Source organism: Streptomyces sp. O3, assembly GCF_054788135.1.
Genome location: NZ_JBTVYK010000035.1, coordinates 1 through 20,079 on the forward strand (window position 1 = coordinate 1; position 20,079 = coordinate 20,079).

Sequence of the window (20,079 nt, forward strand, 5' to 3'; positions counted from 1 at the left end):
CCGGAAGCTGCGAACCGCGTGCTGCCCAGTTCACAGTCCCCGCTCCGCTCGCACCCCCCACCCCACCCCCTCACGTCCGTGAGCGGCTCCGGGCGGGTGGGTGGGATCCCTCGTGCGCCTGCGGGCGGGTGGGGGTGCGCGGTCCGCGTCTGACTGTTGTGGGCATACGTTCCGCAGGGCGAGGGGGCGCCTCCCGCTCGAGCGAAGCCGAGAGTGGGGGAGGGTGGGCACAACTCACCGACCCCGGTAACCGTCCTGACAGGGCCGCAGGGCGTCCCCCTCCCCGTGACGCGGGACGCCCCCGCCCCCTGGGCGCCGGGGGAGGGCCTAGCCCACGGCGCGGTACGACGTCGGCGTGCCTCCTGGCACCGCTTCCGCGTGGCCCAGTTTCACCAGGCGGCGGAGGTGCGCTTCCGCCTCGGATACGGCGATGTTGCGTGAGCCGTACGGGATCTCCTCCCAGGGGCGGTTCCATTCCATGCGCTCGGCGAGCTGCCAGGGCGTGAGCGGGGTGGCGAGCAGGGCGCGCAGTCCGCGGAGCCGCTCATCGTGGTGAGCCAGCAGCTCCCGCACCCGGCCGGGCGCGTCGGTGAAGGCGTACTGGTGGGCCGGGAGCACCTCGGCCACCCCGAGGCGGCCGACCCGTTCCAGGGAGTCCAGGTAGTCGCCGAGTGGATCGGTGACCGTGGCGTCGTCGGGGTCCTCGTAGAGGCCGATGTGCGGGGTGATTCCGGGGAGCAGATGATCGCCCGAGAACAGTCGGCCGTGGCCCGGCTCGCCGGACGGGTGCGCCTCTTCGAGGTGCAGGCAGACGTGTCCTGGCGTGTGTCCGGGGGTCCAGACGGCACGCAGGCGGCGGCCCGGCAGGTCGAGCAGGTCGCCGGGGGTGATGTCCCGGTCGGGCAGCGCGGCGTCCAGGCCGGGCAGGGCGCGCGCCGTGCCGGACTCGCGGGCGGCGAGGAGGGGGGCCAGGTGGGTGTCGGGGGCCCCGGCGGCGGTGAGTCTGTCGGCGAGGTAGTCGAGCCAGCGCTCCGGCGGCTGCTCGCGGGTGCGGCGTACGACGTGCGCGTCGGCGGGGTGCATCGCGATCCACGCGCCCGACGCCTCGCGCACCTTGCCGGACAGGCCGTGGTGGTCGGGGTGGTGGTGGGTGATCACCACGCCGTGTACGTCGGTGATCGCGGTACCGCAGGCGGCGAGCCCCGAGGCGAGGGTGTCGTAGGCCGTCGGGTCGTCCCAGCCGGTGTCGATCAGCACCGGGCCGCGGTCGGTGTCGAGCAGGTGGACGAGGGTGTGGCCGAGGGGGTTGTTCGGGATGGGGACCTTGATGCTCCATACGCCCCCGCCGTGCTCGGTCACCTGCGTCCGCGTCTTGGAGCTCATAGGCCCGCCCTTAAGTAGAACTGGTTTCAATAGTCGCTTAAGTCTACGGTTTCCGCGGGGTGTTGGTGGCAGGCTGGTGGGGTGCGTGATCGTCTGGAGTGTGGCGGCGTCCGGTATGACGTCGAGCTGCACGCGCGTCTGGCGACGGACCGTGTTCGTGCCGTGGACTCCTTCAAGTAGAACTGGTATCAGTTCAGTTCTGGGTAGCTGACATCATGTCAGGAGTTGCTTCTCGGGAGGCGGTTGGCCATGACCGAGCTTGTGGAACACGGAAAGTTGTTCATCGGCGGGGAGTTGGTCGACCCTCTCGGGACGGATGTCATCGAGGTGGTCTCGCCGCACACCGAGCGGGTCATCGGCCGTGTGCCGCACGCCGCGCCCGCCGATGTGGACCGGGCCGTCGCCCACGCGCGCAAGGCCTTCGACGAGGGCCCCTGGCCGCGGCTGCCGCTCGCGGAGCGCGCGGCCGTGGTGACCCGGATCAAGGACGCGTTCGCGGCCCGGCACGAGGAGATCGCCCGCGTCATCAGCTCCGAGAACGGCACCCCGTACACGTCGAGCGTGATGGTCCAGTCGCTCGCCTCGATGATGGTCTGGGACGCCGCCCTCACCACCGCGCGGGACTTCCCGTACGAGCAGCGGCGCGACGGCGTGCTCGGCCGGATCCTGGTCCGGCGCGAGCCGGTCGGGGTGGTGGCCGCCGTCGTGCCGTGGAACGTCCCGCAGTTCACCGCCGCCGCGAAGCTGGCCCCCGCCCTGCTCGCGGGCTGCCCGGTGATCCTGAAGGTCTCGCCCGAGACCCCGCTGGACGCCTATCTGCTGGCCGGGATCGCCGCTGAGGCCGGGCTTCCCGAAGGGGTGCTCTCGGTCATCCCCGCCGATCGGGAGGTCAGTGAGTACCTGGTCGGGCATCCGGGCGTGGACAAGGTGTCGTTCACCGGCTCGGTGGGGGCGGGCAAGCGCGTCATGGAGGTCTGCTCGCGCAACCTGACCCGCGTCACCCTGGAACTGGGCGGCAAGTCCGCCGCGATCATCCTGCCGGACGCCGACGCGGCCACCGCGGTCGCCGGGATCGTGCCCTTCGCCTGGATGATCAACGGGCAGGCCTGTGTAGCCCAGACCCGCATCCTCGTGCCGCGCGGGCGGTACGAGGAGTTCGCCGAGGCCTTCGCGGCCGCCGCGGGCGCGCTCAGGGTCGGCGATCCGCTCGACCCGGCCACCGAGGTGGGGCCGCTGGTCGCCCGGCGCCAGCAGCGGCGCTCCCTCGACTACATCCGGATCGGCCAGGAGGAGGGCGCCAAGATCCTCACCGGCGGCGGCCGTCCGGCCGGGCTCGATCAGGGCTGGTACGTCGAGCCGACGCTCTTCGGCGGCGTGGACAACTCGATGCGGATCGCCCGTGAGGAGATCTTCGGGCCGGTCATCTGTCTGCTTCCGTACGGCGACGAGGCGGACGCGGTGAAGATCGCCAACGACTCGGACTACGGGCTGAGCGGGAGCGTCTGGACCGCCGACGTCGAGCGCGGCATCGAGGTCGCGCGGCGGGTCAGGACCGGGACGTACAGCGTGAACACCTTCAGCCTGGACATGCTCGGGCCGTTCGGCGGCTACAAGAACTCCGGGATCGGGAGGGAGTTCGGGCCCGAGGGGTACGGGGAATACCACGAGCACAAGATGATCCATCTGCCCGGCGGCTATGAAGGATGAGGGATGAGGGGTGTGTGGGTGATGGGGGATCGTTGGCAGGTGGACGTCGACCGGGGGGTGTGCATCGGGTCCGGTATGTGCGCGAGCCTCGCACCGGGGGGCTTCCGGCTGGACACCGCGCGGCAGTCGCATCCCGTCGCCGACGTGACGGACGCCGATGAGGAGGTGCTGGGCGCGGCCGAGGCGTGCCCGGTCGAGGCGATCACGATCGCGCTGGTGGGAAGCGGGGAGTCGGTGTTTCCGCCCGAGGAGCCCGCGGGGTAGGGATCCGGGGGCGTAAGGGGAGGGGCGGGTGCCTGGGCTGGTGTCGTCGTCTGGCCCGGCGTCGTCCTTTAGGGGCGGCTGTCCGGTGACGTCGCGTCGATCAGGCGGCAGACCGTCTCGATGTCGATCTTCACCTGGGCGATCGAGGCCCGCCCCGACAGCCAGGTGATCAGCGCCGAGTGCCAGGTGTGCTCGATCACCCGTACCGCCGAGAGCTGCTGCGGAGTCGGGTTCTCCAGCTCCATCGCGTCCAGGATGATCGCCGTGGTGAGCCGGGACACGGTGTCCACCTCCGGGCTCACCGACCGGTCGGCGAAGGTCAGCGCCCGTACCATCGCGTCCGCCAGATGCGGCTCGCGCTGCAGTGCGCGGAAGGCCCGCATCAGGGTCTCGGCGACCCGGTCGGCCGCGGAGTCCCCGGCCGGTGGGTGCTTGCGGAGCGCTCCGTGCAGGTGCTGGAGCTGGTCCTGCATGGTGGCGACCAGCAGGTGGACCTTGGACGGGAAGTACCGGTACAGCGTGCCGAGCGCGACGTTGGAGGACTCCGCGACCTCGCGCATCTGCACGGCGTCGAAGCCGCCCTTGCTGGCCAGCTGGGCGCTGGCGTGCAGGATGCGCCGCCGACGGGCCTCCTGCCGCTCGGTCAGCGGTGGGGATGCGGCGCCGGATTCCTTCGCTTCCGTAGTCATGTGTCCCGTTCCACGGTGTGAGTGGTGCTGCGAGTGGTGCTCAATGCGGTGCTCAATGCGGTGCCCAGTGTGGTGCCCAGTGCGGGGCGTCGAGCATGGCAGGGCGCGGGGTCGTGGCGCGAATCACCTGCTCCGGGTCCCCCAGTCGGCTTACCTGCCGGTAAATTCAGAGCTCCTTGAACGATCAAGTCTGAAACTTGTTCTAGATTACCGTCCCGGCGTAACCTCGCGGGAACCGCAGGGAGAAGGGGGCCGTGAGTGACCGCTGAGGCCATGGACAAGGGGCCCCGTGCGGCCGCGTCGGGCGGCGCGGAGCGGCCGCTGCGCATCGCGCTCCTCACGTACAAGGGGAACCCGTTCTGCGGGGGTCAGGGCGTGTACGTACGCCATCTGTCGAGGGAGCTCGCGCGGCTCGGCCACCACGTCGAGGTGATCGGCGCGCAGCCCTATCCCGTGCTCGACGAGGGCGTGCCGCTCACCGAGCTGCCCAGCCTCGACCTGTACCGCAGCCCCGACCCCTTCCGCACTCCGAAGCGGTCCGAGTTCCGCGGCTGGGTCGACGCGCTGGAGTTCGCCACCATGCGCACCGGCGGCTTCCCCGAGCCGCTGACCTTCTCGCTGCGGGCCCGCCGCCACCTGGCCGCGCGCCGCGGCGAGTTCGACGTCGTACACGACAACCAGACGCTGGGGTACGGGCTGCTCGGCGGCCCGCGGCGGCTCGGCGCGCCCCTGGTGACCACCATCCACCACCCGATCACCGTGGACCGGCAGCTTGAGCTGGACGCGGCCGCGAACTGGCAGGGGCGCGCGTCGGTGCGCCGCTGGTACGGGTTCACCCGGATGCAGAAACGGGTCGCCCGTCGGCTGCCGTCGGTGCTCACCGTCTCCGGCTCGTCCCGCCAGGAGATCGTGGACTGCCTCGGCGTACGCGACGACCGGGTGCACGTCGTGCACATCGGCGCCGACACCGGTCTTTTCTCGCCCGATCCGTCGGTGCCCGAGGTGCCCGGCCGGATCGTGACGACCTCCAGCGCCGATGTGCCGCTCAAGGGCCTGATCCACCTGGTCGAGGCGCTCGCCAAGGTGCGCACCGAGAACCCGGCCGCGCATCTCGTCGTCGTCGGCAAGCGCGCCGAGGACGGGCCGGTCGCCGGGGCCATCGAGCGGTACGGCCTGGAGGGCGCCGTCGAGTTCGTCAAGGGCGTCACCGACGCCGAGCTCGTCGACCTGGTGCGCGGGGCTCAGGTCGCCTGTGTGCCGTCGCTGTACGAGGGGTTCTCGCTGCCCGCGGCCGAGGCGATGGCCACCGGTACGCCGCTGCTCGCCACCACCGGGGGCGCCATCCCGGAGGTCGCGGGGCCGGACGGCGAGACCTGCCTCGCGGTGCCGCCGGGCGACGCGGGCGCGCTCGCGGCCGGGCTCAACCGGCTGCTCGGCGACCCCGAGCTGCGCGCCCGGCTCGGCGCGGCCGGGCGTGAGCGGGTGCTCGCCCGCTTCACCTGGGCCCGCGCCGCCCAGGGCACGGCCGAGCGCTACCGCGAGGCCATCGCGGACGCGGCGACGCGAGCGGGTACGCCTGCGGCTGCGGCGGCTGGGGCGGCTGCGGCTGCGGCTGGGGCTGGTACGTCTCCGGCTGCGGCGCGTACGTCCGTGCCCGCGGGCGACGCCGTGCCCGCGGGCGACGCCGCGACCGCGGGCGACGCCACGGTCGCCCGTGCCGCTGGCGCGGTGGCCGCCGGTGGTGTGGACGCCGGTGGTGTGGACGCCGCCGCTCGTTCGGCTGACGGTGCTCCCCGATGAGGCGCCGTCGGCTTCCCCGTACCCCTGGCGCACCCCGCCGTTTCCGCCGCCCCGCGGCCGCCACCCCCACCGCCGGACTCCACCGAGAAGGCAGGCACTCGTGCTGACCGTCGACTTTTCCCGCTTCCCGCTCGCCGCGGGCGACCGCGTACTGGACCTGGGCTGCGGCGCCGGGCGGCACGCGTTCGAGTGCTACCGGCGCGGGGCGCGCGTGGTGGCCCTGGACCAGAACGCGGAGGAGATCCGCGAGGTCGCCAAGTGGTTCGCCGCGATGAAGGAGGCGGGCGAGGCCCCGGCCGGGGCCACCGCCACCGCGATGGAGGGCGACGCGCTCGCGCTGCCCTTCCCCGACGCGTCCTTCGACGTCGTGATCATCTCCGAGGTGATGGAGCACATTCCCGACGACAAGGGCGTACTCGCCGAGATGGTGCGGGTGCTCAGGCCCGGCGGCCGGATCGCGGTCACCGTCCCCCGGCACGGCCCCGAGAAGGTCTGCTGGGCGCTCAGCGACGCGTACCACGAGGTCGAGGGCGGCCATATCCGCATCTACAAGGCCGATGAGCTGCTCGGCAAGATGCGCGAGGCGGGCCTCAAGCCGTACGGCACCCACCACGCGCACGCGCTGCACTCGCCGTACTGGTGGCTCAAGTGCGCGTTCGGCGTCGACAACGACAAGGCGCTGCCGGTCCGCGCGTACCACAAGCTGCTGGTCTGGGACATCATGAAGAAGCCCCTGGCCACCAAGGTCGCGGAGCGGGCCCTGAACCCGCTGATCGGCAAGAGCTTCGTGGCGTACGCGACCAAGCCCCACCTGCCCGCCGACGTCGACGCGGACCGCGCCGACGACGCCGACCTCGCGGCGGCCGCCCAGTGACCACGCCCCGGACGGAACACCTGGCCCTGCCCGGCGTCCTCACCGCCGAGCAGGCCGCCCGGACCGTGGCGGCCATCCGCGCCGGGCAGCGCGAGGACGGCGCGATTCCCTGGTTCCGCGGCCACCACCTCGACCCCTGGGACCACACCGAGGCGGCCATGGCCCTGGACGCGGCCGGGGAGCACGCGGCCGCGGCCCGCGCGTACGACTGGCTGGCCCGCCATCAGAACCCGGACGGCTCCTGGTACGCCGCCTACGACGACGGCGACGCCGAACGCCCCACCGACCGGAGCGTCGAGTCCAACTTCTGCGCGTACATCGCCGTCGGCGTCTGGCACCACTATCTGGCCACCGGCGACGACGCCTTCCTGGACCGCATGTGGCCGCATGTGCGGGCGGCCGTCGAGTGCGTCCTCGCCCTCCAGCAGCCCGGCGGCCAGATCGGCTGGAAACGCGAGGCCCCCGAGAGCGGCGAAGGTGTCGGGGCGCCCGTCACCGACGCCCTGCTCACCGGCAGCTCCTCCATCCACCAGGCCCTGCGCTGTGCCCTGGCCATCGCCGAGCAGCGCGAAGAGCCGCAGCCCGACTGGGAGTTGGCGCTCGGCGCGCTCGGCCACGCGCTGGCCCGCCACCCCGAGCGGTTCCTCGACAAGAACCGCTACTCCATGGACTGGTACTACCCGGTCCTGGGCGGCGCGGTCACCGGACCCGAGGCCAAGGCCCGTATCGAGGAGGGCTGGGACCGCTTCGTCGTCCCCGGCTTCGGCGTCCGCTGCGTCGTGCCCAACCCCTGGGTCACCGGCGGCGAGAGCGCCGAACTCGCCCTGACCCTGTGGGCGATGGGGGAGTCCGACCGGGCCGTGGAGATCCTCCAGTCGATCGGGCACCTGAGAGACGAGGACTCCGGCCTGTACTGGACGGGGTACGTCTACGAGGACCAGGCCGTCTGGCCGGTCGAGCGGACCGCCTGGACGGCGGGGGCCGTGCTCCTCGCGGTGGCCGCGCTCGGCGGCCATGAGGCGACCTGCGCGGTGTTCGACGGGGAGCGGCTGCCGCGGGGGCTGACGCCGGACTGCTGTCGCTGAGACTGCTGGCCCTGGCCGCGTGCTTTTCGTGCCGTGCGTCTACGCCGGTGACGTCACCCGGTGGTGTTCAGGTCCGCCAGCACGCGCAGGGTGTGCGGGTCCGGGGCCACCAGCAGGAGATCCGTGACCAGGCCGCCCTCGCGCCACAACTCCAGCCGGTCCCGGACGCGTTCGCGCGGGCCGACGAGTGAGATCTCGTCCGCGAACGCGTCCGGGACCGCCAGTACCGCCTCCTCCCTGCGCCCCTGCGCGAACAGCCGCTGGATGTGCTCGGCCTCGTCGGCGAAGCCCATCCGGGCCATCAGACCAGCGTGGAAGTTCTTCGTGGCGTGCCCCATGCCGCCGATGTAGAAGCCGAGCATCGCCTTGACCGGGAGCAGCCCTTCGGCGACGTCGTCGCAGACCTTCGCCCGTACCAGCGGTGCGACCGTGAAGCCGGTCGGGAGGTCGGTCAGCGCGGTCTCGTACGCGTCTGTGCGGGTCGGCGACCAGTACAGCGGCAGCCAGCCGTCCGCGATCCGGGTCGTCTGCGCGATGTTCCTGGGGCCCTCCGCGCCGAGCAGGACGGGCAGGCCGGGGCGCAGCGGGTGGGTGATCGGCTTGAGCGGCTTGCCGAGGCGGGTGCCGTCGGGGCCGTCGTAGGGGAGCGGGTGGAAGCGGCCGTCCAGCGTGACCGGGCCCTCGCGGCGGAACACCTGCCGGATCACGTCCACGTACTCGCGCGTCGCGGTCAGCGGGCTGCGCGGGAACGGCCGCCCGTACCAGCCCTCCACCACCTGCGGCCCGGAGAGACCGAGGCCGAGCGTCATCCGCCCGCCGGAGAGATGGTCCAGGGTCAGCGCGTGCATCGCGGTGGCGGTGGGCGTACGGGCCGCCATCTGGGCGACGGCGGTGCCCAGCCTGATCCGTGAGGTGTGCGCCGCGATCCAGGTCAGCGGGGTGAACGCGTCGGAGCCCCAGGCCTCGGCGGTCCACACCGAGTCATAGCCGAGCCGCTCGGCCTCCTGGGCCAGCCGTACGTGGTCGGGGTCCGGGCCGCGGCCCCAGTAGCCGAGTGCGAGGCCGAGCCGCATGTGCCCTCCCGCTGTCGCGAGCTTTCCTGATGGGTCGTCAGGTTGCCTGAGTGGGCAGACTGTACGGGGCGGGTGCGGACAAGGCAACGGCCTCCGTCCCGGTGGACGGAGGCCGTTGGCGAGCTGCGGCGGACTGTGGCGGGCTGTGCGGTGTCAGCCGGTGTCAGCCGCGCTGGATGCCCGTGGTGTCCTGCAGGACGCCGCGACGGCCGTCCTGCGTCTGGGCCACCAGGCCGGGGCCGCGCTGCTCCACGGCCAGGTACCAGGTGCCGGGCGCCAGTTCGGCGATCGGCGTCGGCGAGCCGTCCTCCGGGTACAGCGGGCGGGCCACCGGCACCGCGAACCAGAACGGGGCGAAGTCACCGGCGGGCTGCTGGGCCGCCGCCTGCTGCGCGGGCTCCGGGGCCTGCTGGGCCTGCGGCTGGGCGGGCTGGCCCGGCTGCGGCTGGCCGCCGTACGAAGGCTGCGGCTGGCCGGGCTGGGGCTGGCCGCCGTACGACGGCTGCTGAGCGCCGGGGTAGCCGTAGCCGCCGCCCTGCTGCGGCATGCCGGGCTGGCCGCCGTACGGCTGCTGGCCGCCCGTCATCGGGGCGGGCGCGGCGCCCATCAGCGGGGCGCTCAGGGCCGGCACCAGCGACGTCGCGATCGCGGCGCCCGCGAGGACCAGGGCCGCGATCAGACCCACGATCAGTCCGGCGCCGGCGTCCGGGGAGGTGCTGCCGCCGGTGCCGCCGCCCAGGCGGCCGAGCTGCTCGAACATGAAGCCGAAGGACTGGTCCGTGTCCATGATCGCGAAGAGCGCGCTGAGCGCGGAGCCGAAGGTCAGGGTGATGCCCACCTGGCCGAGGTCGAGCCCCACGACCTTGCGCGCGGGCTGCAGTGCGCGGCCGACGGCGATCAGCGCGGCGCCGATGATGCCGAGCAGGTAGACGCTGACCAGCAGGTTGCCGTTGGACCAGGCGGTCGGGACGTCGCTGCCCGAGCCGTCGAACGTGTCGAGGAACGAGGCGATGAACAGCAACACCGCTGCTCCGATCACCACTGCGTCGCCTCGAGTGAGAGCGCGGAAATTCACTTCAGGTCCTTCGTAAATCGTCGAGTCGGTAGGCGTCGCTGTCGCCGGTACGCATGGTGCGAAGCGCGGGGGTGGCCCCCTATGGTACGGGCGACAGTATCGCCCGTTCGGCCGGGGTGTCTGCTCCGTATAAAGGTCGTGAGGATGCTTCCCCCGTGCTGTCCCCCTTGTGCTGCCTCGGCGTTGCTGTCTGTGGGGCGGCTGTGTCCGGCCGCTCCTGATCTACCCGTCGAGGAAGCCTGTGATGCCCTCCGCGATCCCACGGGCGGCCTTCTGCCGCCAGGCTCCATTGGTGAGTTGGGCGGCGTCTTCGGCGTCGCGCATGTTGCCACACTCGATGAACACCTTGGGAACCTTTGACAGATTGAGCCCGCCGAGGTCCTTGCGTACGTCGAGTCCGGTGCCGCCGCCGATGTAGTTCGCGGGTGCGCTGCCGGTGCGGCGTACGAAGCCGCCCGCGATGCGTTCGCCGAGCTCGCGGGACGGGCCGACGATCGCGGTGGTGTCCGCGTCGCCGGAGGTGACCTTGCCCGGCAGGATCACGTGGAACCCGCGGTTGCCCGCGCCCGAGCCGTCGGCGTGCAGGGAGACGGCGGCGTCGGCCTTGGCGTCGTTGCCGATTCGGGCGCGCTCGTCGATGCAGGGGCCGTAGGGGCGGTCGGCGTCCTGGGTGAGCTTGACGGTCGCGCCCTGCTCTTCGAGCAGCGTGCGGAGCCGGTGGGCCAGGTCGAGAGTGAACTTCGCCTCGGGGTAACCGTCGTTGGTGGCGGTGCCGGTGGTGTCGCACGCCTTGCGGTGCGTGCCGACGTCCACGAGGCGGGCGATCTGGGTGGTGTGCTTGAAGTTGCCCGGATTGTGGCCGGGGTCGATGACGACGGTCTTGCCGGTGAGGGGGCCGGTGAGGTCGGTGGGGTCGGTGGGGTCGGTGGAGCTCGTGGGTGAGGGCGAGGCGGTGGTGCCGGGTTCGGAGGGCTCGGGCTTCGCGGTGGAGTCGGCCTTGGAGTCGGCCGTGGAGTCGCCCGTGGAGTCGGCCTTGCCGTCTGAGGGCTCCGGGCCCGAGCTTGACGCGTCGCTGGACGCCGGACCGGGCGTGGGGCTGGACGACGACGCCCTGCCGTCCGCCGCCTGGCCGTCATCCGACGCCGCGCCGCTCACGCCCTGCCACAGCAGCCACCCGCCGAGGCTTACGGGCACCAGCGCGGTGGCCACGACCAGCGCGCCGCGTCGGCGGAAGCCGAAGGGGCGGCGCGGCTCCGGCGAGTGAGCGGGGGACGGGTTATCCGGATCGTCGTACGACACGCGGCGATGCTATCGGCGTTCGCGCGTGGGCGGCGTGCTCAGATGCCCGCACCCGTACGCCGCAGGACGCGCAGCGAGCCCGTGACGGAGGTCTCCGTGAACGCGCCGGACTCCAGCGCCCTGCGGTACACGCGGTACGGGGCCTGGCCGCCGTCCGCCGGGTCCGGGAAGACGTCATGGATGACGAGGAGCCCGCCTTCGGCGACGTGCGGGGCCCACCCCTCGTAGTCGCCCGTCGCGTGCTCGTCCGTATGCCCGCCGTCGATGAACACCAGCCCGAGCGGTCCGCCCCACACCCTGGCCGCCTGCGGGGACCGCCCGACGATGGCGATCACGTGGTCCTCAAGGCCCGCTTGGTACAGCGTGCGCCGGAAGGCGGGGAGGGTGTCCATCTGCCCCACCTCCGGGTCGACGACCGTCGGGTCGTGGTACTCCCAGCCGGGCTGCTGCTCCTCGCTGCCACGGTGGTGGTCGACGGTGACGGCGGTCGTGCCCGCCTGCCGGGCGGCGTCGGCCAGCAGGATCGTGGACCGCCCGCAGTACGTTCCGATCTCCAGCAGGGGCAGCCCGAGCCGCCCCGCCGCTACGGCGGCCGCGTACAGCGCGAGCCCTTCGCCGGTGGGCATGAACCCCTTGGCCGCCTCGAAGGCGGCGAGTATCTCCGGCTTGGGCGTCGGCGTCGGCGTTGGCGTCGGCGCGGTCGCGGCGGTCATTCGAGGTTCCTCCAGGGCGTGGCGTACGGGGTGCGGGCTGGGCGGCCGCTCCATGGTGCCACCTGTCCGTGGGGCGCGCTGTCTCGTCGTGGGGCGGGGCCCCGCCGGGGGTACGTGCTCACGCCGACTGGGAACCCCGTGGTGGGATACGGCGTGCGGCGGTGGACACAGTCGGCGCTCCGCTCGCACCCCCGCCGTGTCCCCTCACGTCGTCGTGCGCCTCTCGGTGCACTTCGGGCAGGCACAGGGCGGAAAGCGGGGCGGCACTTCGAGCGGAGCCGCCGAGTGGCCGGGCGTGTACGTCCGCTCCGGCTCCCAGGTGCGGCCGCCGTCGCGCGACACCTGAAGCGTGATCGTCGCGCCGAGCCCACGCGGCGCTCCCGCGCGCTGCCCGCTCACCAGTCGCCGCCGTACCGCGCGGCCTTCTGCCGTAGCCAGGCCTCCACCTCTTCCTGCTCCTCGGGGGAAGCCGCGCGCAGGTCGCCCGCGTGGACCGTGGCGACGAAATGCGTGAACCGCACGCGCCGCAGCTCCCCGTCCGCGCCGAGCACTTTGCCGGGGCCGTAGACGTCGGTGCCCGTGTGGGCGACAAAGCACCCTTCGCCGGGTGACCACTCCACCGTCATGCCCTGCTCCTCTCGCTCTGTGTGCCGTTCTCGTCACAGAGTGGGGCGGTGGCGGTTACGCTCGACAGTGGTTTGCGTGTGACAACGGCTGCTGCACTCCCTGGAGTTGATCGGCGTGGCGATCGAAGACACCCCCCAGGCCCGCGAACGGTACGGCCAGGAGCTCAAGCGACGCCGCGAGGCGGCCGGGCTCACCCAGGAGGAGTTGAGTCAGCGCGCGATCATGTCGCGTACGCACATCGCCCACATCGAGGCGGGCCGCCGCAGGCCGGACGTGGAGGACGCGCGCAGGCTGGACCAAGTTCTGGGAGCGGATGGGTTCTTCGAGAACTTCCTGCCGTCGCTGGGGGAGGGGCGGGTCGCCGAACACTTCGCTGAGGCGTTGGAGTTGGAGCGGCAGGCGACGGTGATCCGGGAGTACGGCCCCAAGCTGGTGCCGGGCGTGCTGCAGACTCCGGCGTACGCCCGTGAGGTGCTGGGCTCCGGCTTCCCGTCCAAGTCCGCCGACGAGCGTGACAAGCTGCTCGTCACCCGGCTCGAACGCGCCCGCATCCTCGACGACTTCCACTCACCGGTGTTCTGGGTGCTGCTCGACGAAGCGGTACTGCGGCGTCCGATCGGCGGCCCGGAGGTCATGTGCGAGCAGCTCCGGCACATCGAGGAGCTGGGCGCGAGCCACCGTATCCGGGTGCATGTGCTTCCCTTCTCCGCGGGCTTCCACGCACTGCTGGAGGGCTTCGTCACGCTCATGTGGTTCGAGGACCTTCCGCCGGTCGCGTACGTGGAAGGTCTGAAGACCGGACGGGTGCTGGAAGTCCCGTCCGTGGTGCGGGGGTGCCAGGCGGCATACGATCACGCCTTGGGGGACGCGCTGGCGCACCGCGAGTCCCTGGCACTGATCAGGTCCATCGCGAAGGAATACGAGCATGCGCAGCAGTGAGTACGTGAGCATCCCGGACGCCTCGGTCGTACCGATGTGGCGCAAGTCCAGCTACAGCGGCGGCAGTAGCGGTGACTGCCTGGAGGTCAGCGACGCCTACGTCACGGCGGCCTGGCGCAAGTCCACGTACAGCGGCGGCGAGAGCGGCGACTGCCTCGAAGTGAACGACATCTGCCCCGCCTGTGTCCCCGTCCGTGACAGCAAGAACCCGCACGGCCCCGCCCTCGTCTTCGGTCCGGCCGCCTGGACGGCCTTCGTTGCCTCCGTGGCGGCGTCGTAGGTGCACGGGCGGTAGTTGGTTGCCGGGTTCCGGCAGGGTGGGGGGCTGGGTCCTGGAGGGTTATGGGCCTGTGGCTTCCCTGAGCGCAACCGTACGGTCTTCTCGTGGATCTCAGGAACCGGATCTGGACGATCGGATCTCGGTGTTCGGCTGAGACCTGTGGGGAGGGGGTGCGGGATGGGGCAGGCTGCTCGGCGCAGGCGACGGGAGCGGCAGCGGCGTGACCGGCGTCGGGAGTACACGGCTCCAGCGCCTCCGGCGTCGCAGTGGACGGCGGACCGGGGGGAGGAGTGGGAGAGGGAGTGGGCGAGCGGCGAGCGGAAGCGGCGGTGGCGGGAGATCCGGCGGTTTCGGCGTGCGGCTCCCGTGATCCTGGTGGCGGGACTCGTCATGCTGTTGTTCGGGCTGGGGAAGCTCGGCTCGGAGGCGTCGGAAGCGGTGGCGCGGGAACGGGCGTTCCTCGCCGCCGCGCCGTGTGACCGGTCCTTGTGGGATGTGCTGGGCGTCGGGGCGGGGAGCGGGGAGCGGCGGGACTGCCTGTGGGTGGACGCGTTCACGGTCGATTCCGCCGGGACCGAGCCCTCGGGTAAGTCGACTCGCTACTACGCGAAGCTGGTCGACTCCACCGGGTGGGGGCAGCGGGTGACCTTCTCGGACCGTGACCCCGTGTTCGATCGGCTGTCGGAGGGGGGCCGGGTCGAGGGGACCGTGTGGCGGGGCGACGTCGTACGCGTGTCCGTCGACGGGGTGGCCGACGCGACAAAGGCGAACCCTGTCGGTAAGCCCCTGGGCGTCATGATGTGGGGCGGTTTTCTGGTGCTCGGTGGGGCGCTCGCGCTCATCGCCGGGGGGTGGGGGCTGGCGCGGCCGGAGAGCTTCGTGCCCAACGCGCCGCGGTCTGCAGTGGTCGCCGCGTGGGTGACCGGCGCGTTGGCGGTGGACTGGGCGCTGGTCGGGTTCATCCAGCTGGTGACGGAGATGGATGTGTGGCTGATGGGTCCCTTCGCGCTGGTGGGGGCGGCGCTACTTGGGGCTGGCTACTGGTGTTGGCGCTGGGCGCGTGGCCGCGAGGATCGTCCTCGTTCTCCCGGCGTCTGAACCTTCCGCCCTAATGGAACGTGTTCTAGTCTGTCCCGCCTTCGGCAAGCGCGAGCGAGCGAGGGAGCGGGACGTGAAGAGCTATATCGTCGGGGTCGGGATGACGAGGTTCGAGAAGCCCGAGTCGCGCGACTGGCAGTACTGGGACATGGCGAGGGAGGCCGGGACCAAGGCCCTGGAGGATGCCGAGGTCTCGTACGGGCTGGTGGACCAGGTGGCTGTCGGGTACTGCTTTCAGCCCTCGACGGCCGGGCAGCGCGCGGTGTACGAACTCGGGCTGAGCGGAGTGCCCGTGTACAACGTGAGCAACAACTGCGCTACTGGCGCTACCGCGTTGATGATGGCCCGGCAGTTCGTCGAGGGCGGGCTGAGCGACTGTGTGCTGGCGCTGGGGTTCGAGAAGATGGCGCGCGGGGCCCTGGGAGGCGGGGCGGACGGCGGGGACTTCGCGGCCTCGCCCGTCGCGCGGCACTACGGGATCATGGCCGCCCGGCACGGGTTCGAGATGACCCCGCCCACCGCGCAGATCTTCGGCGACGCGGCCCGCGAGCACATGGAGCTGTACGGCACCACCGAGGCGCAGCTCGCGGCCGTCGCGGCCAAGAACCACCGGCACTCGGCGCACAATCCGTACGCCCAGTTCCGGGACGTGTACGGGGTCGATGAGGTGCTCGCGGCGAAGACCGTGCACCGGCCGCTCACCAAGCTCCAGTGCTCGCCGACGTCGGACGGCTCGGCCGCGGTGCTGGTGGCGTCGGAGCGGTTCGTGGCGCGGCACGGGCTGGCCGGGCGCGCCGTGGAGATCGTGGCGCAGGCGATGACTACGGATACGGCGGACTCGTTCGACTCCGGGTCGTGTATCGATGTCGTCGGCAAGCCGATGTCGAGGGCCGCGGCCGCGCGGGCGTACGAGGTGGCCGGGCTCGGCGTCGAGGATGTCGATGTCATCGAGCTGCATGACTGCTTCTCGGTCAACGAGCTGCTGACGTACGAGGCGCTGGGCCTGTGCGCGGACGGCGAGTCCGGCAAGCTCGTGGAGTCCGGGGCGACGACGTACGGCGGTCGGTGGGTCGTCAATCCGTCCGGCGGACTGATCTCCAAGGGGCACCCGCTCGGCGCGACCGGCCTCGCCCAGGCCGCCGAGCTGACCTGGCAGCTGCGCGGCACGGCCGGTCAGCGGCAGGTGGCCGGGGCTCGGGTGGGGCTCGCGCACAACATCGGGCTGGGCGGGGCGGCGGTGGTGACGTTGCTGCGCAGGTCGTGACGGAGGGCCTAGGTCCTGCCTTCAAACTCCCGTCGTCGCCCGGAGGGCGGCCTCGCGGCGTCAGGTGCGTGCTCTCGGCGTGCCGGGTGCGGGCCCTCGTACTGGACGTACTTGGGTCTGCGCCCGGTGCGGCGAGAGTGCGTGCATGGCGTCGCGAGGCAGACGGGAGTTTGAAGACAGGGCCTAGGTCCAGCGGCGTACGGCTGGTGCGGCGAAACCCCGATGTGTCGGCCATGCGTCGGCTGAGAGCATGGCGGTCATGGTCCATGCCCCGTCTGACACTCGCCAGCCTGCCTCCGTCAAGAAGACCGCGCCGATGTGGGCGGTGGTGCTGGCGGCCTGCGCCGGGCAGTTTTTGGTCGTGCTCGATGTGTCGGTGGTCAATACCGCGCTGCCGTCGATGCGGGCCGACCTGGGGATGAGCGCGATCGGGCTGCAGTGGGTGGTCAACGCCTATGCGATCGCCTTCGCCGGGTTCATGCTGCTCGGCGGGCGGGCCGGTGACCTCTTCGGGCGCAAGCGGATGTTCCTGCTCGGGCTCGGGCTGTTCACCGCCGCCTCGCTGGCGGGCGGGCTGGCGCAGGTCGAGTGGCAGCTGCTGGCGGCGCGGGCGGTGCAGGGTCTCGGCGCGGCGGTGCTCGCCCCGTCGACGCTGACGATCCTCACGTCGGCGGTGCCCGAAGGGCCCGCGCGGGTGCGCGCGATAGGGACCTGGACCGCCGTCGGCGCGGGCGGCGGCGCGGCCGGAGGGCTGGTCGGCGGGGTGCTCACCGATCTGCTGTCCTGGCGCTGGGTGCTGCTGATCAACGTGCCGATCGGCGCGCTGGTGCTGCTCGCGGCCGGGCTGTGGATCAGCGAGAGCCGGGTGGGCGGCAGTCGGCTCGACCTGCCGGGCGCGCTGTTGGCCACCGGCGGACTCGCTACCTTGGCGTACGGGATCGTGCAGACCGAGTCCGCGGGCTGGACCGCGTCCGCGACGCTGCTGCCGCTGGCCGCCGGGCTGGCCCTGCTCGGGGCGTTCCTGCTGGTCGAGGCGCGTACGCGGGTGCCGTTGATGCCGCTGAAGCTGTTCCGGGTGCGGTCCGTCTCGGCGGCCAACGTCGCCATGTTCGTCTGCGGCGGCGCGATGTTCGTCATGTGGATGTTCATGACCTTCTACGCGCAGAACGTGCTCGGCTACACGCCGCTGGAGGCCGGTCTCGCGCTCGTCCCGTCCTCGCTGACCGTGATCGTGGGCTCCAAGCTCGCCCCGCGGCTGATGCCCAGGCTCGGCGCCAAGAACGTCTCGCTGCTCGGCATGGTGGTGTCGGCGGTGGGATTCGGATGGCAGTCGACGCTGACGGTGGACGGTGCTTACGTCACCTCGATCATGTTGCCGGGTGTCGTGATGATGCTGGGCGCGGGTCTCGCCGCGACGCCGCTGGCCTCGCTCGCCACATCGGGCGCCGACCCGGCCGACGCGGGACTGGTCTCCGGGCTGATCAACACCTCCCGCACGATGGGCGGCGCGCTCGGCGTGGCGGTGCTGTCCACGGTCGCGGCGACGGTGACCGGCGGCCTGGACACGGCCGACGCGCTGACCTCCGGGTACGCCATGGCGTTCCGGACGAGTGCGGGGATCCTGCTGTTCGGGGCGCTGCTCACGCTGGTGTGGCTGCCGCGTCCCGAGCGGCGAGCGGCGGCGGGGCCTTCGTTGTGATCTGACATTGCGTCAGGAGGCTTCACAAGTGGTGGGGGCTGCGTTATACATGGGATCACCGGCGTAGAACGCGTTCTAGAACGTCCGGAGCGTCAGTGAGGCCGGTCCCGATGCGACCTCGGTGCGACCGACGGTGCGGACGGCCGCACCGAGGTCTTATGTACTCAGTAGCTCAAGGAGCCGCGTTCTCATGCCCATTGACGCTGCCAAGGCCGTCGCCTCCGAACCCCGCAGCACCGACATCGCCTGGGACCACAAGGACGTCCAGCTCTACCACCTGGGCCTCGGCGCGGGCGTGCCCGCCACCGACCCGGACGAGCTGCGCTACACGCTGGAGTCCCGGCTGCACGTGCTGCCCAGCTTCGCCACGGTCGCGGGCGGGGGCATGGCGGTGGCCGGAGGGCTCGCCGCGCCCGGCATCGACGTGAACCTCGCCCATGTGCTGCACGGCGGCCAGTCGGTCACCCTGCACCGGCCGATCCCGGCCGCGGGCAAGGCCGTACAGACTTCGACGATCCCCGCCGTGTACGACAAGGGCAAGGCCGCGGTGATCGTGATGCGCTCCGACACGGCGGACGACGACGGCCCGCTGTGGACCTGTGACACCCAGATCTTCGTACGCGGCGAAGGCGGCTTCGGGGGCGAGCGCGGCCCGTCCGTGCGGGCCGAACTCCCGGACCGCGCACCGGACATCGAGGCGCACCGGCCCATCCGGGAGGAGCAGGCGCTGCTCTATCGCCTGTCCGGGGACTGGAACCCGCTGCACGCCGACCCGGAGTTCGCGAAGCTCGCCGGGTTCGACCGGCCGATCCTGCACGGCCTGTGCTCGTACGGCATGACCCTGAAGGCCGTGGTCGACGCGGCGCTCGACGGCGATGTCGCGCGCGTACGCGGCTACTCGACCCGCTTCGCCGGGGTGGTCTACCCCGGCGAGACGCTGCGGGCGCGGATGTGGCGGCAGGACGGCGACGGGCAAGGCGGCGGGCGGATCCAGGTGTCGGTCACGGCCGCCGAGCGGGATGACGCGCCCGTTCTGGCCGACACGCTCGTCACGCATTCCTGAGCCTGCTCAACCCGCTCGACCTCCTGACAGCTCCAGGCCGAACACCCGTGAGGGGAGCCGTACCGTGCGCGCAGCCGTACTGCACGAGATCGGACAGGACAAGCTCGAAGTGCTCGATGACGTCGAGGCGGTGGGATTCGGCCCCGGCAAGGTCCGGATCCGTGTCCGGGCCACCGGACTGTGCCACTCGGACCTCTCCGCGATGAGCGGCGTCCTGCCGCAGCCCGCGCCCTTCGTCCCCGGACACGAGGGCGCGGGCGAGGTGCTCGACGTCGGCGACGGCGTGACCCGTGTCAAGCCCGGCGACCGGGTGCTGGTGTGCTGGCTGCCGCCGTGCGGCGGCTGCCCCGCCTGCCGGCGCGGCCAGTCCCAGCTGTGCCTGGCCGGGTTCATGAACGCGGGCACGCCCAACTTCCGGCGTCCCGGCGGCGAGGTGTTCGGCTTCGCGGGCACCGGCACCTTCACCGACGAGGTCGTGGTCGCGGAGGGGTGCGCGGTGCCGATTCCAGACGACGTGCCGTTCGACATCGCCGCGCTGATCGGCTGCGGGGTGACCACCGGGCTCGGCGCGGCCGTCAACACCGCCGACGTCGCGGCCGGTTCGTCGGTGGCCGTGATCGGCTGCGGGGGCGTCGGGATCTCCGCGATCCAGGGGGCCAGGCTCAAGGGCGCGGCCCGGATCGTGGCCGTGGACCCGGTGGAGTCCCGGCGCGAGGCGGCGCTCGGGTTCGGCGCGACCGAGGCCGTCGCGCCGGACGGACTCGACGACGCCAAGCAGCGGATCACCGCGGGCGAGGGCTTCGACTACGTCTTCGAGGTGGTCGGCAAGTCCGCCACCGCCAGGACCGCGTACGAGGCGACCCGGCGCGGCGGCACCCTGTGCGTGGTCGGCGCGGGCGCGATGGACGACTTCCTCCAGCTCAACATGTTCGAGCTGTTCTTCGACGAGAAGCGGGTCCTGCCCTCGCTGTACGGCGGCGGGGACGTGCTCACCTCGTACGAGCGGGCCATCGCCCTGTGGCGGGCGGGCCGGATCGACCTGGCGGGCCTGATCACGCACCGCGTACAGCTCGGCGAGATCAACGAGGCACTCGACCAGATGCGGACGGGCGGCGCGCTCCGTACCTGCATCGAGATCAGCTGAGAG

20 protein-coding genes are annotated in these 20,079 nt (G+C 72.0%); 13 read left to right on the forward strand and 7 right to left on the reverse strand.

What is annotated here, in order from left to right; translation table 11 throughout:
- Window positions 1-327: 327 nt before the first annotated feature.
- On the reverse strand, window positions 328-1,383 hold the full coding sequence (locus ACX6XY_RS18605) for an MBL fold metallo-hydrolase (RefSeq protein WP_460331935.1): 1,056 nt from the start codon (window positions 1,381-1,383) through the stop codon (window positions 328-330).
- A gap of 249 nt (window positions 1,384-1,632) precedes the next feature.
- Between ACX6XY_RS18605 and ACX6XY_RS18610 the strand changes: the two genes are divergently transcribed.
- Together ACX6XY_RS18610 and ACX6XY_RS18615 are read left to right on the forward strand one after the other, a co-directional pair.
- Entirely contained in the window at window positions 1,633-3,090 is a 1,458-nt protein-coding gene (locus tag ACX6XY_RS18610; RefSeq protein ID WP_460331937.1) for an aldehyde dehydrogenase, read from the forward strand.
- Between the two features lie 21 nt (window positions 3,091-3,111).
- The gene (locus ACX6XY_RS18615; protein WP_460331939.1) at window positions 3,112-3,354 is read left to right on the forward strand and encodes a ferredoxin; all 243 of its coding nucleotides are present in this window, start codon (window positions 3,112-3,114) and stop codon (window positions 3,352-3,354) included.
- Between the two features lie 68 nt (window positions 3,355-3,422).
- On the opposite strand, the gene ACX6XY_RS18620 is transcribed toward ACX6XY_RS18615, so the two are convergent.
- On the reverse strand, window positions 3,423-4,043 hold the full coding sequence (locus ACX6XY_RS18620; protein WP_460331941.1) for a TetR family transcriptional regulator: 621 nt from the start codon (window positions 4,041-4,043) through the stop codon (window positions 3,423-3,425).
- A gap of 258 nt (window positions 4,044-4,301) precedes the next feature.
- On the opposite strand from ACX6XY_RS18620, the gene ACX6XY_RS18625 reads away from it, so the two are divergent.
- The 3 genes from ACX6XY_RS18625 (at window position 4,302) to ACX6XY_RS18635 (ending at window position 7,802) form a co-directional block, all read left to right on the forward strand.
- The gene (locus ACX6XY_RS18625) at window positions 4,302-5,843 is read left to right on the forward strand and encodes a glycosyltransferase family 4 protein (RefSeq protein WP_460331943.1); all 1,542 of its coding nucleotides are present in this window, start codon (window positions 4,302-4,304) and stop codon (window positions 5,841-5,843) included.
- A 100-nt stretch (window positions 5,844-5,943) separates the two neighbouring features.
- Complete coding sequence (locus tag ACX6XY_RS18630) at window positions 5,944-6,717, forward strand: class I SAM-dependent methyltransferase (protein WP_460331945.1); 774 nt, start codon at window positions 5,944-5,946, stop codon at window positions 6,715-6,717.
- Window positions 6,714-7,802, forward strand: coding sequence for a prenyltransferase/squalene oxidase repeat-containing protein (locus ACX6XY_RS18635; RefSeq protein WP_460331947.1), 1,089 nt, complete (start codon window positions 6,714-6,716; stop codon window positions 7,800-7,802). The genes ACX6XY_RS18630 and ACX6XY_RS18635 overlap by 4 nt, the downstream gene beginning before the upstream one ends.
- 53 nt (window positions 7,803-7,855) lie before the next feature.
- On the opposite strand, the gene ACX6XY_RS18640 is transcribed toward ACX6XY_RS18635, so the two are convergent.
- The 4 genes from ACX6XY_RS18640 to ACX6XY_RS18655 all read right to left on the reverse strand — a co-directional run bounded on the left by ACX6XY_RS18640 (window position 7,856) and on the right by ACX6XY_RS18655 (window position 11,962).
- Complete coding sequence (locus tag ACX6XY_RS18640; protein WP_460331949.1) at window positions 7,856-8,875, reverse strand: LLM class F420-dependent oxidoreductase; 1,020 nt, start codon at window positions 8,873-8,875, stop codon at window positions 7,856-7,858.
- 163 nt (window positions 8,876-9,038) lie between these two features.
- A complete protein-coding gene (locus ACX6XY_RS18645) occupies window positions 9,039-9,950 on the reverse strand; it encodes a hypothetical protein (RefSeq protein WP_460331951.1) in 912 nt (303 codons plus the stop codon).
- Window positions 9,951-10,172: 222 nt separating this feature from the next.
- Complete coding sequence (locus ACX6XY_RS18650; protein WP_460331953.1) at window positions 10,173-11,249, reverse strand: N-acetylmuramoyl-L-alanine amidase; 1,077 nt, start codon at window positions 11,247-11,249, stop codon at window positions 10,173-10,175.
- 38 nt (window positions 11,250-11,287) lie between these two features.
- Window positions 11,288-11,962, reverse strand: a complete 675-nt coding sequence (locus ACX6XY_RS18655; RefSeq protein ID WP_460331955.1) for a class I SAM-dependent methyltransferase — start codon at window positions 11,960-11,962, stop codon at window positions 11,288-11,290.
- A 196-nt stretch (window positions 11,963-12,158) separates the two neighbouring features.
- Here ACX6XY_RS18655 and ACX6XY_RS18660 point away from each other — a divergent pair, with 196 nt between their 5' ends.
- Window positions 12,159-12,308, forward strand: a complete 150-nt coding sequence (locus ACX6XY_RS18660) for a hypothetical protein (RefSeq protein ID WP_460331957.1) — start codon at window positions 12,159-12,161, stop codon at window positions 12,306-12,308.
- A gap of 49 nt (window positions 12,309-12,357) precedes the next feature.
- Here ACX6XY_RS18660 and ACX6XY_RS18665 read toward each other — a convergent pair whose 3' ends face one another.
- Window positions 12,358-12,588 (reverse strand): hypothetical protein, encoded by a 231-nt coding sequence (locus tag ACX6XY_RS18665; RefSeq protein ID WP_460331959.1) that lies wholly within the window; start codon window positions 12,586-12,588, stop codon window positions 12,358-12,360.
- A 115-nt stretch (window positions 12,589-12,703) separates the two neighbouring features.
- Here ACX6XY_RS18665 and ACX6XY_RS18670 point away from each other — a divergent pair, with 115 nt between their 5' ends.
- The 7 genes from ACX6XY_RS18670 to ACX6XY_RS18700 all read left to right on the forward strand — a co-directional run bounded on the left by ACX6XY_RS18670 (window position 12,704) and on the right by ACX6XY_RS18700 (window position 20,076).
- Window positions 12,704-13,528, forward strand: coding sequence for a helix-turn-helix domain-containing protein (locus tag ACX6XY_RS18670; protein WP_460331961.1), 825 nt, complete (start codon window positions 12,704-12,706; stop codon window positions 13,526-13,528).
- Window positions 13,515-13,808 (forward strand): DUF397 domain-containing protein, encoded by a 294-nt coding sequence (locus ACX6XY_RS18675; protein ID WP_460331963.1) that lies wholly within the window; start codon window positions 13,515-13,517, stop codon window positions 13,806-13,808. The genes ACX6XY_RS18670 and ACX6XY_RS18675 overlap by 14 nt, the downstream gene beginning before the upstream one ends.
- 375 nt (window positions 13,809-14,183) lie before the next feature.
- Window positions 14,184-14,906, forward strand: coding sequence for a hypothetical protein (locus ACX6XY_RS18680; RefSeq protein WP_460331965.1), 723 nt, complete (start codon window positions 14,184-14,186; stop codon window positions 14,904-14,906).
- 73 nt (window positions 14,907-14,979) lie between these two features.
- The gene (locus ACX6XY_RS18685; protein ID WP_460331967.1) at window positions 14,980-16,170 is read left to right on the forward strand and encodes a lipid-transfer protein; all 1,191 of its coding nucleotides are present in this window, start codon (window positions 14,980-14,982) and stop codon (window positions 16,168-16,170) included.
- A gap of 259 nt (window positions 16,171-16,429) precedes the next feature.
- Window positions 16,430-17,869 (forward strand): MFS transporter, encoded by a 1,440-nt coding sequence (locus ACX6XY_RS18690; protein WP_460332062.1) that lies wholly within the window; start codon window positions 16,430-16,432, stop codon window positions 17,867-17,869.
- Window positions 17,870-18,059: 190 nt separating this feature from the next.
- Window positions 18,060-18,932, forward strand: coding sequence for a MaoC/PaaZ C-terminal domain-containing protein (locus ACX6XY_RS18695; RefSeq protein ID WP_460331969.1), 873 nt, complete (start codon window positions 18,060-18,062; stop codon window positions 18,930-18,932).
- A gap of 64 nt (window positions 18,933-18,996) precedes the next feature.
- The gene (locus ACX6XY_RS18700) at window positions 18,997-20,076 is read left to right on the forward strand and encodes a Zn-dependent alcohol dehydrogenase (RefSeq protein ID WP_460331971.1); all 1,080 of its coding nucleotides are present in this window, start codon (window positions 18,997-18,999) and stop codon (window positions 20,074-20,076) included.
- Window positions 20,077-20,079: the final 3 nt, after the last annotated feature.

Bases quoted from the DNA above. Each gene is read 5' to 3' on its own strand.
- ACX6XY_RS18615 (WP_460331939.1), top strand. From the start codon at position 3,112: ATGGGGGATCGTTGGCAGGTGGACGTCGACCGGGGGGTGTGCATCGGG.
- ACX6XY_RS18605 (WP_460331935.1), bottom strand. From the start codon at position 1,383: ATGAGCTCCAAGACGCGGACGCAGGTGACCGAGCACGGCGGGGGCGTA.
- ACX6XY_RS18695 (WP_460331969.1), top strand. From the start codon at position 18,060: ATGCCCATTGACGCTGCCAAGGCCGTCGCCTCCGAACCCCGCAGCACC.
- ACX6XY_RS18640 (WP_460331949.1), bottom strand. From the start codon at position 8,875: ATGCGGCTCGGCCTCGCACTCGGCTACTGGGGCCGCGGCCCGGACCCC.
- ACX6XY_RS18655 (WP_460331955.1), bottom strand. From the start codon at position 11,962: ATGACCGCCGCGACCGCGCCGACGCCAACGCCGACGCCGACGCCCAAG.
- ACX6XY_RS18610 (WP_460331937.1), top strand. From the start codon at position 1,633: ATGACCGAGCTTGTGGAACACGGAAAGTTGTTCATCGGCGGGGAGTTG.
- ACX6XY_RS18665 (WP_460331959.1), bottom strand. From the start codon at position 12,588: ATGACGGTGGAGTGGTCACCCGGCGAAGGGTGCTTTGTCGCCCACACG.
- ACX6XY_RS18620 (WP_460331941.1), bottom strand. From the start codon at position 4,043: ATGACTACGGAAGCGAAGGAATCCGGCGCCGCATCCCCACCGCTGACC.
- ACX6XY_RS18675 (WP_460331963.1), top strand. From the start codon at position 13,515: ATGCGCAGCAGTGAGTACGTGAGCATCCCGGACGCCTCGGTCGTACCG.
- ACX6XY_RS18690 (WP_460332062.1), top strand. From the start codon at position 16,430: ATGGTCCATGCCCCGTCTGACACTCGCCAGCCTGCCTCCGTCAAGAAG.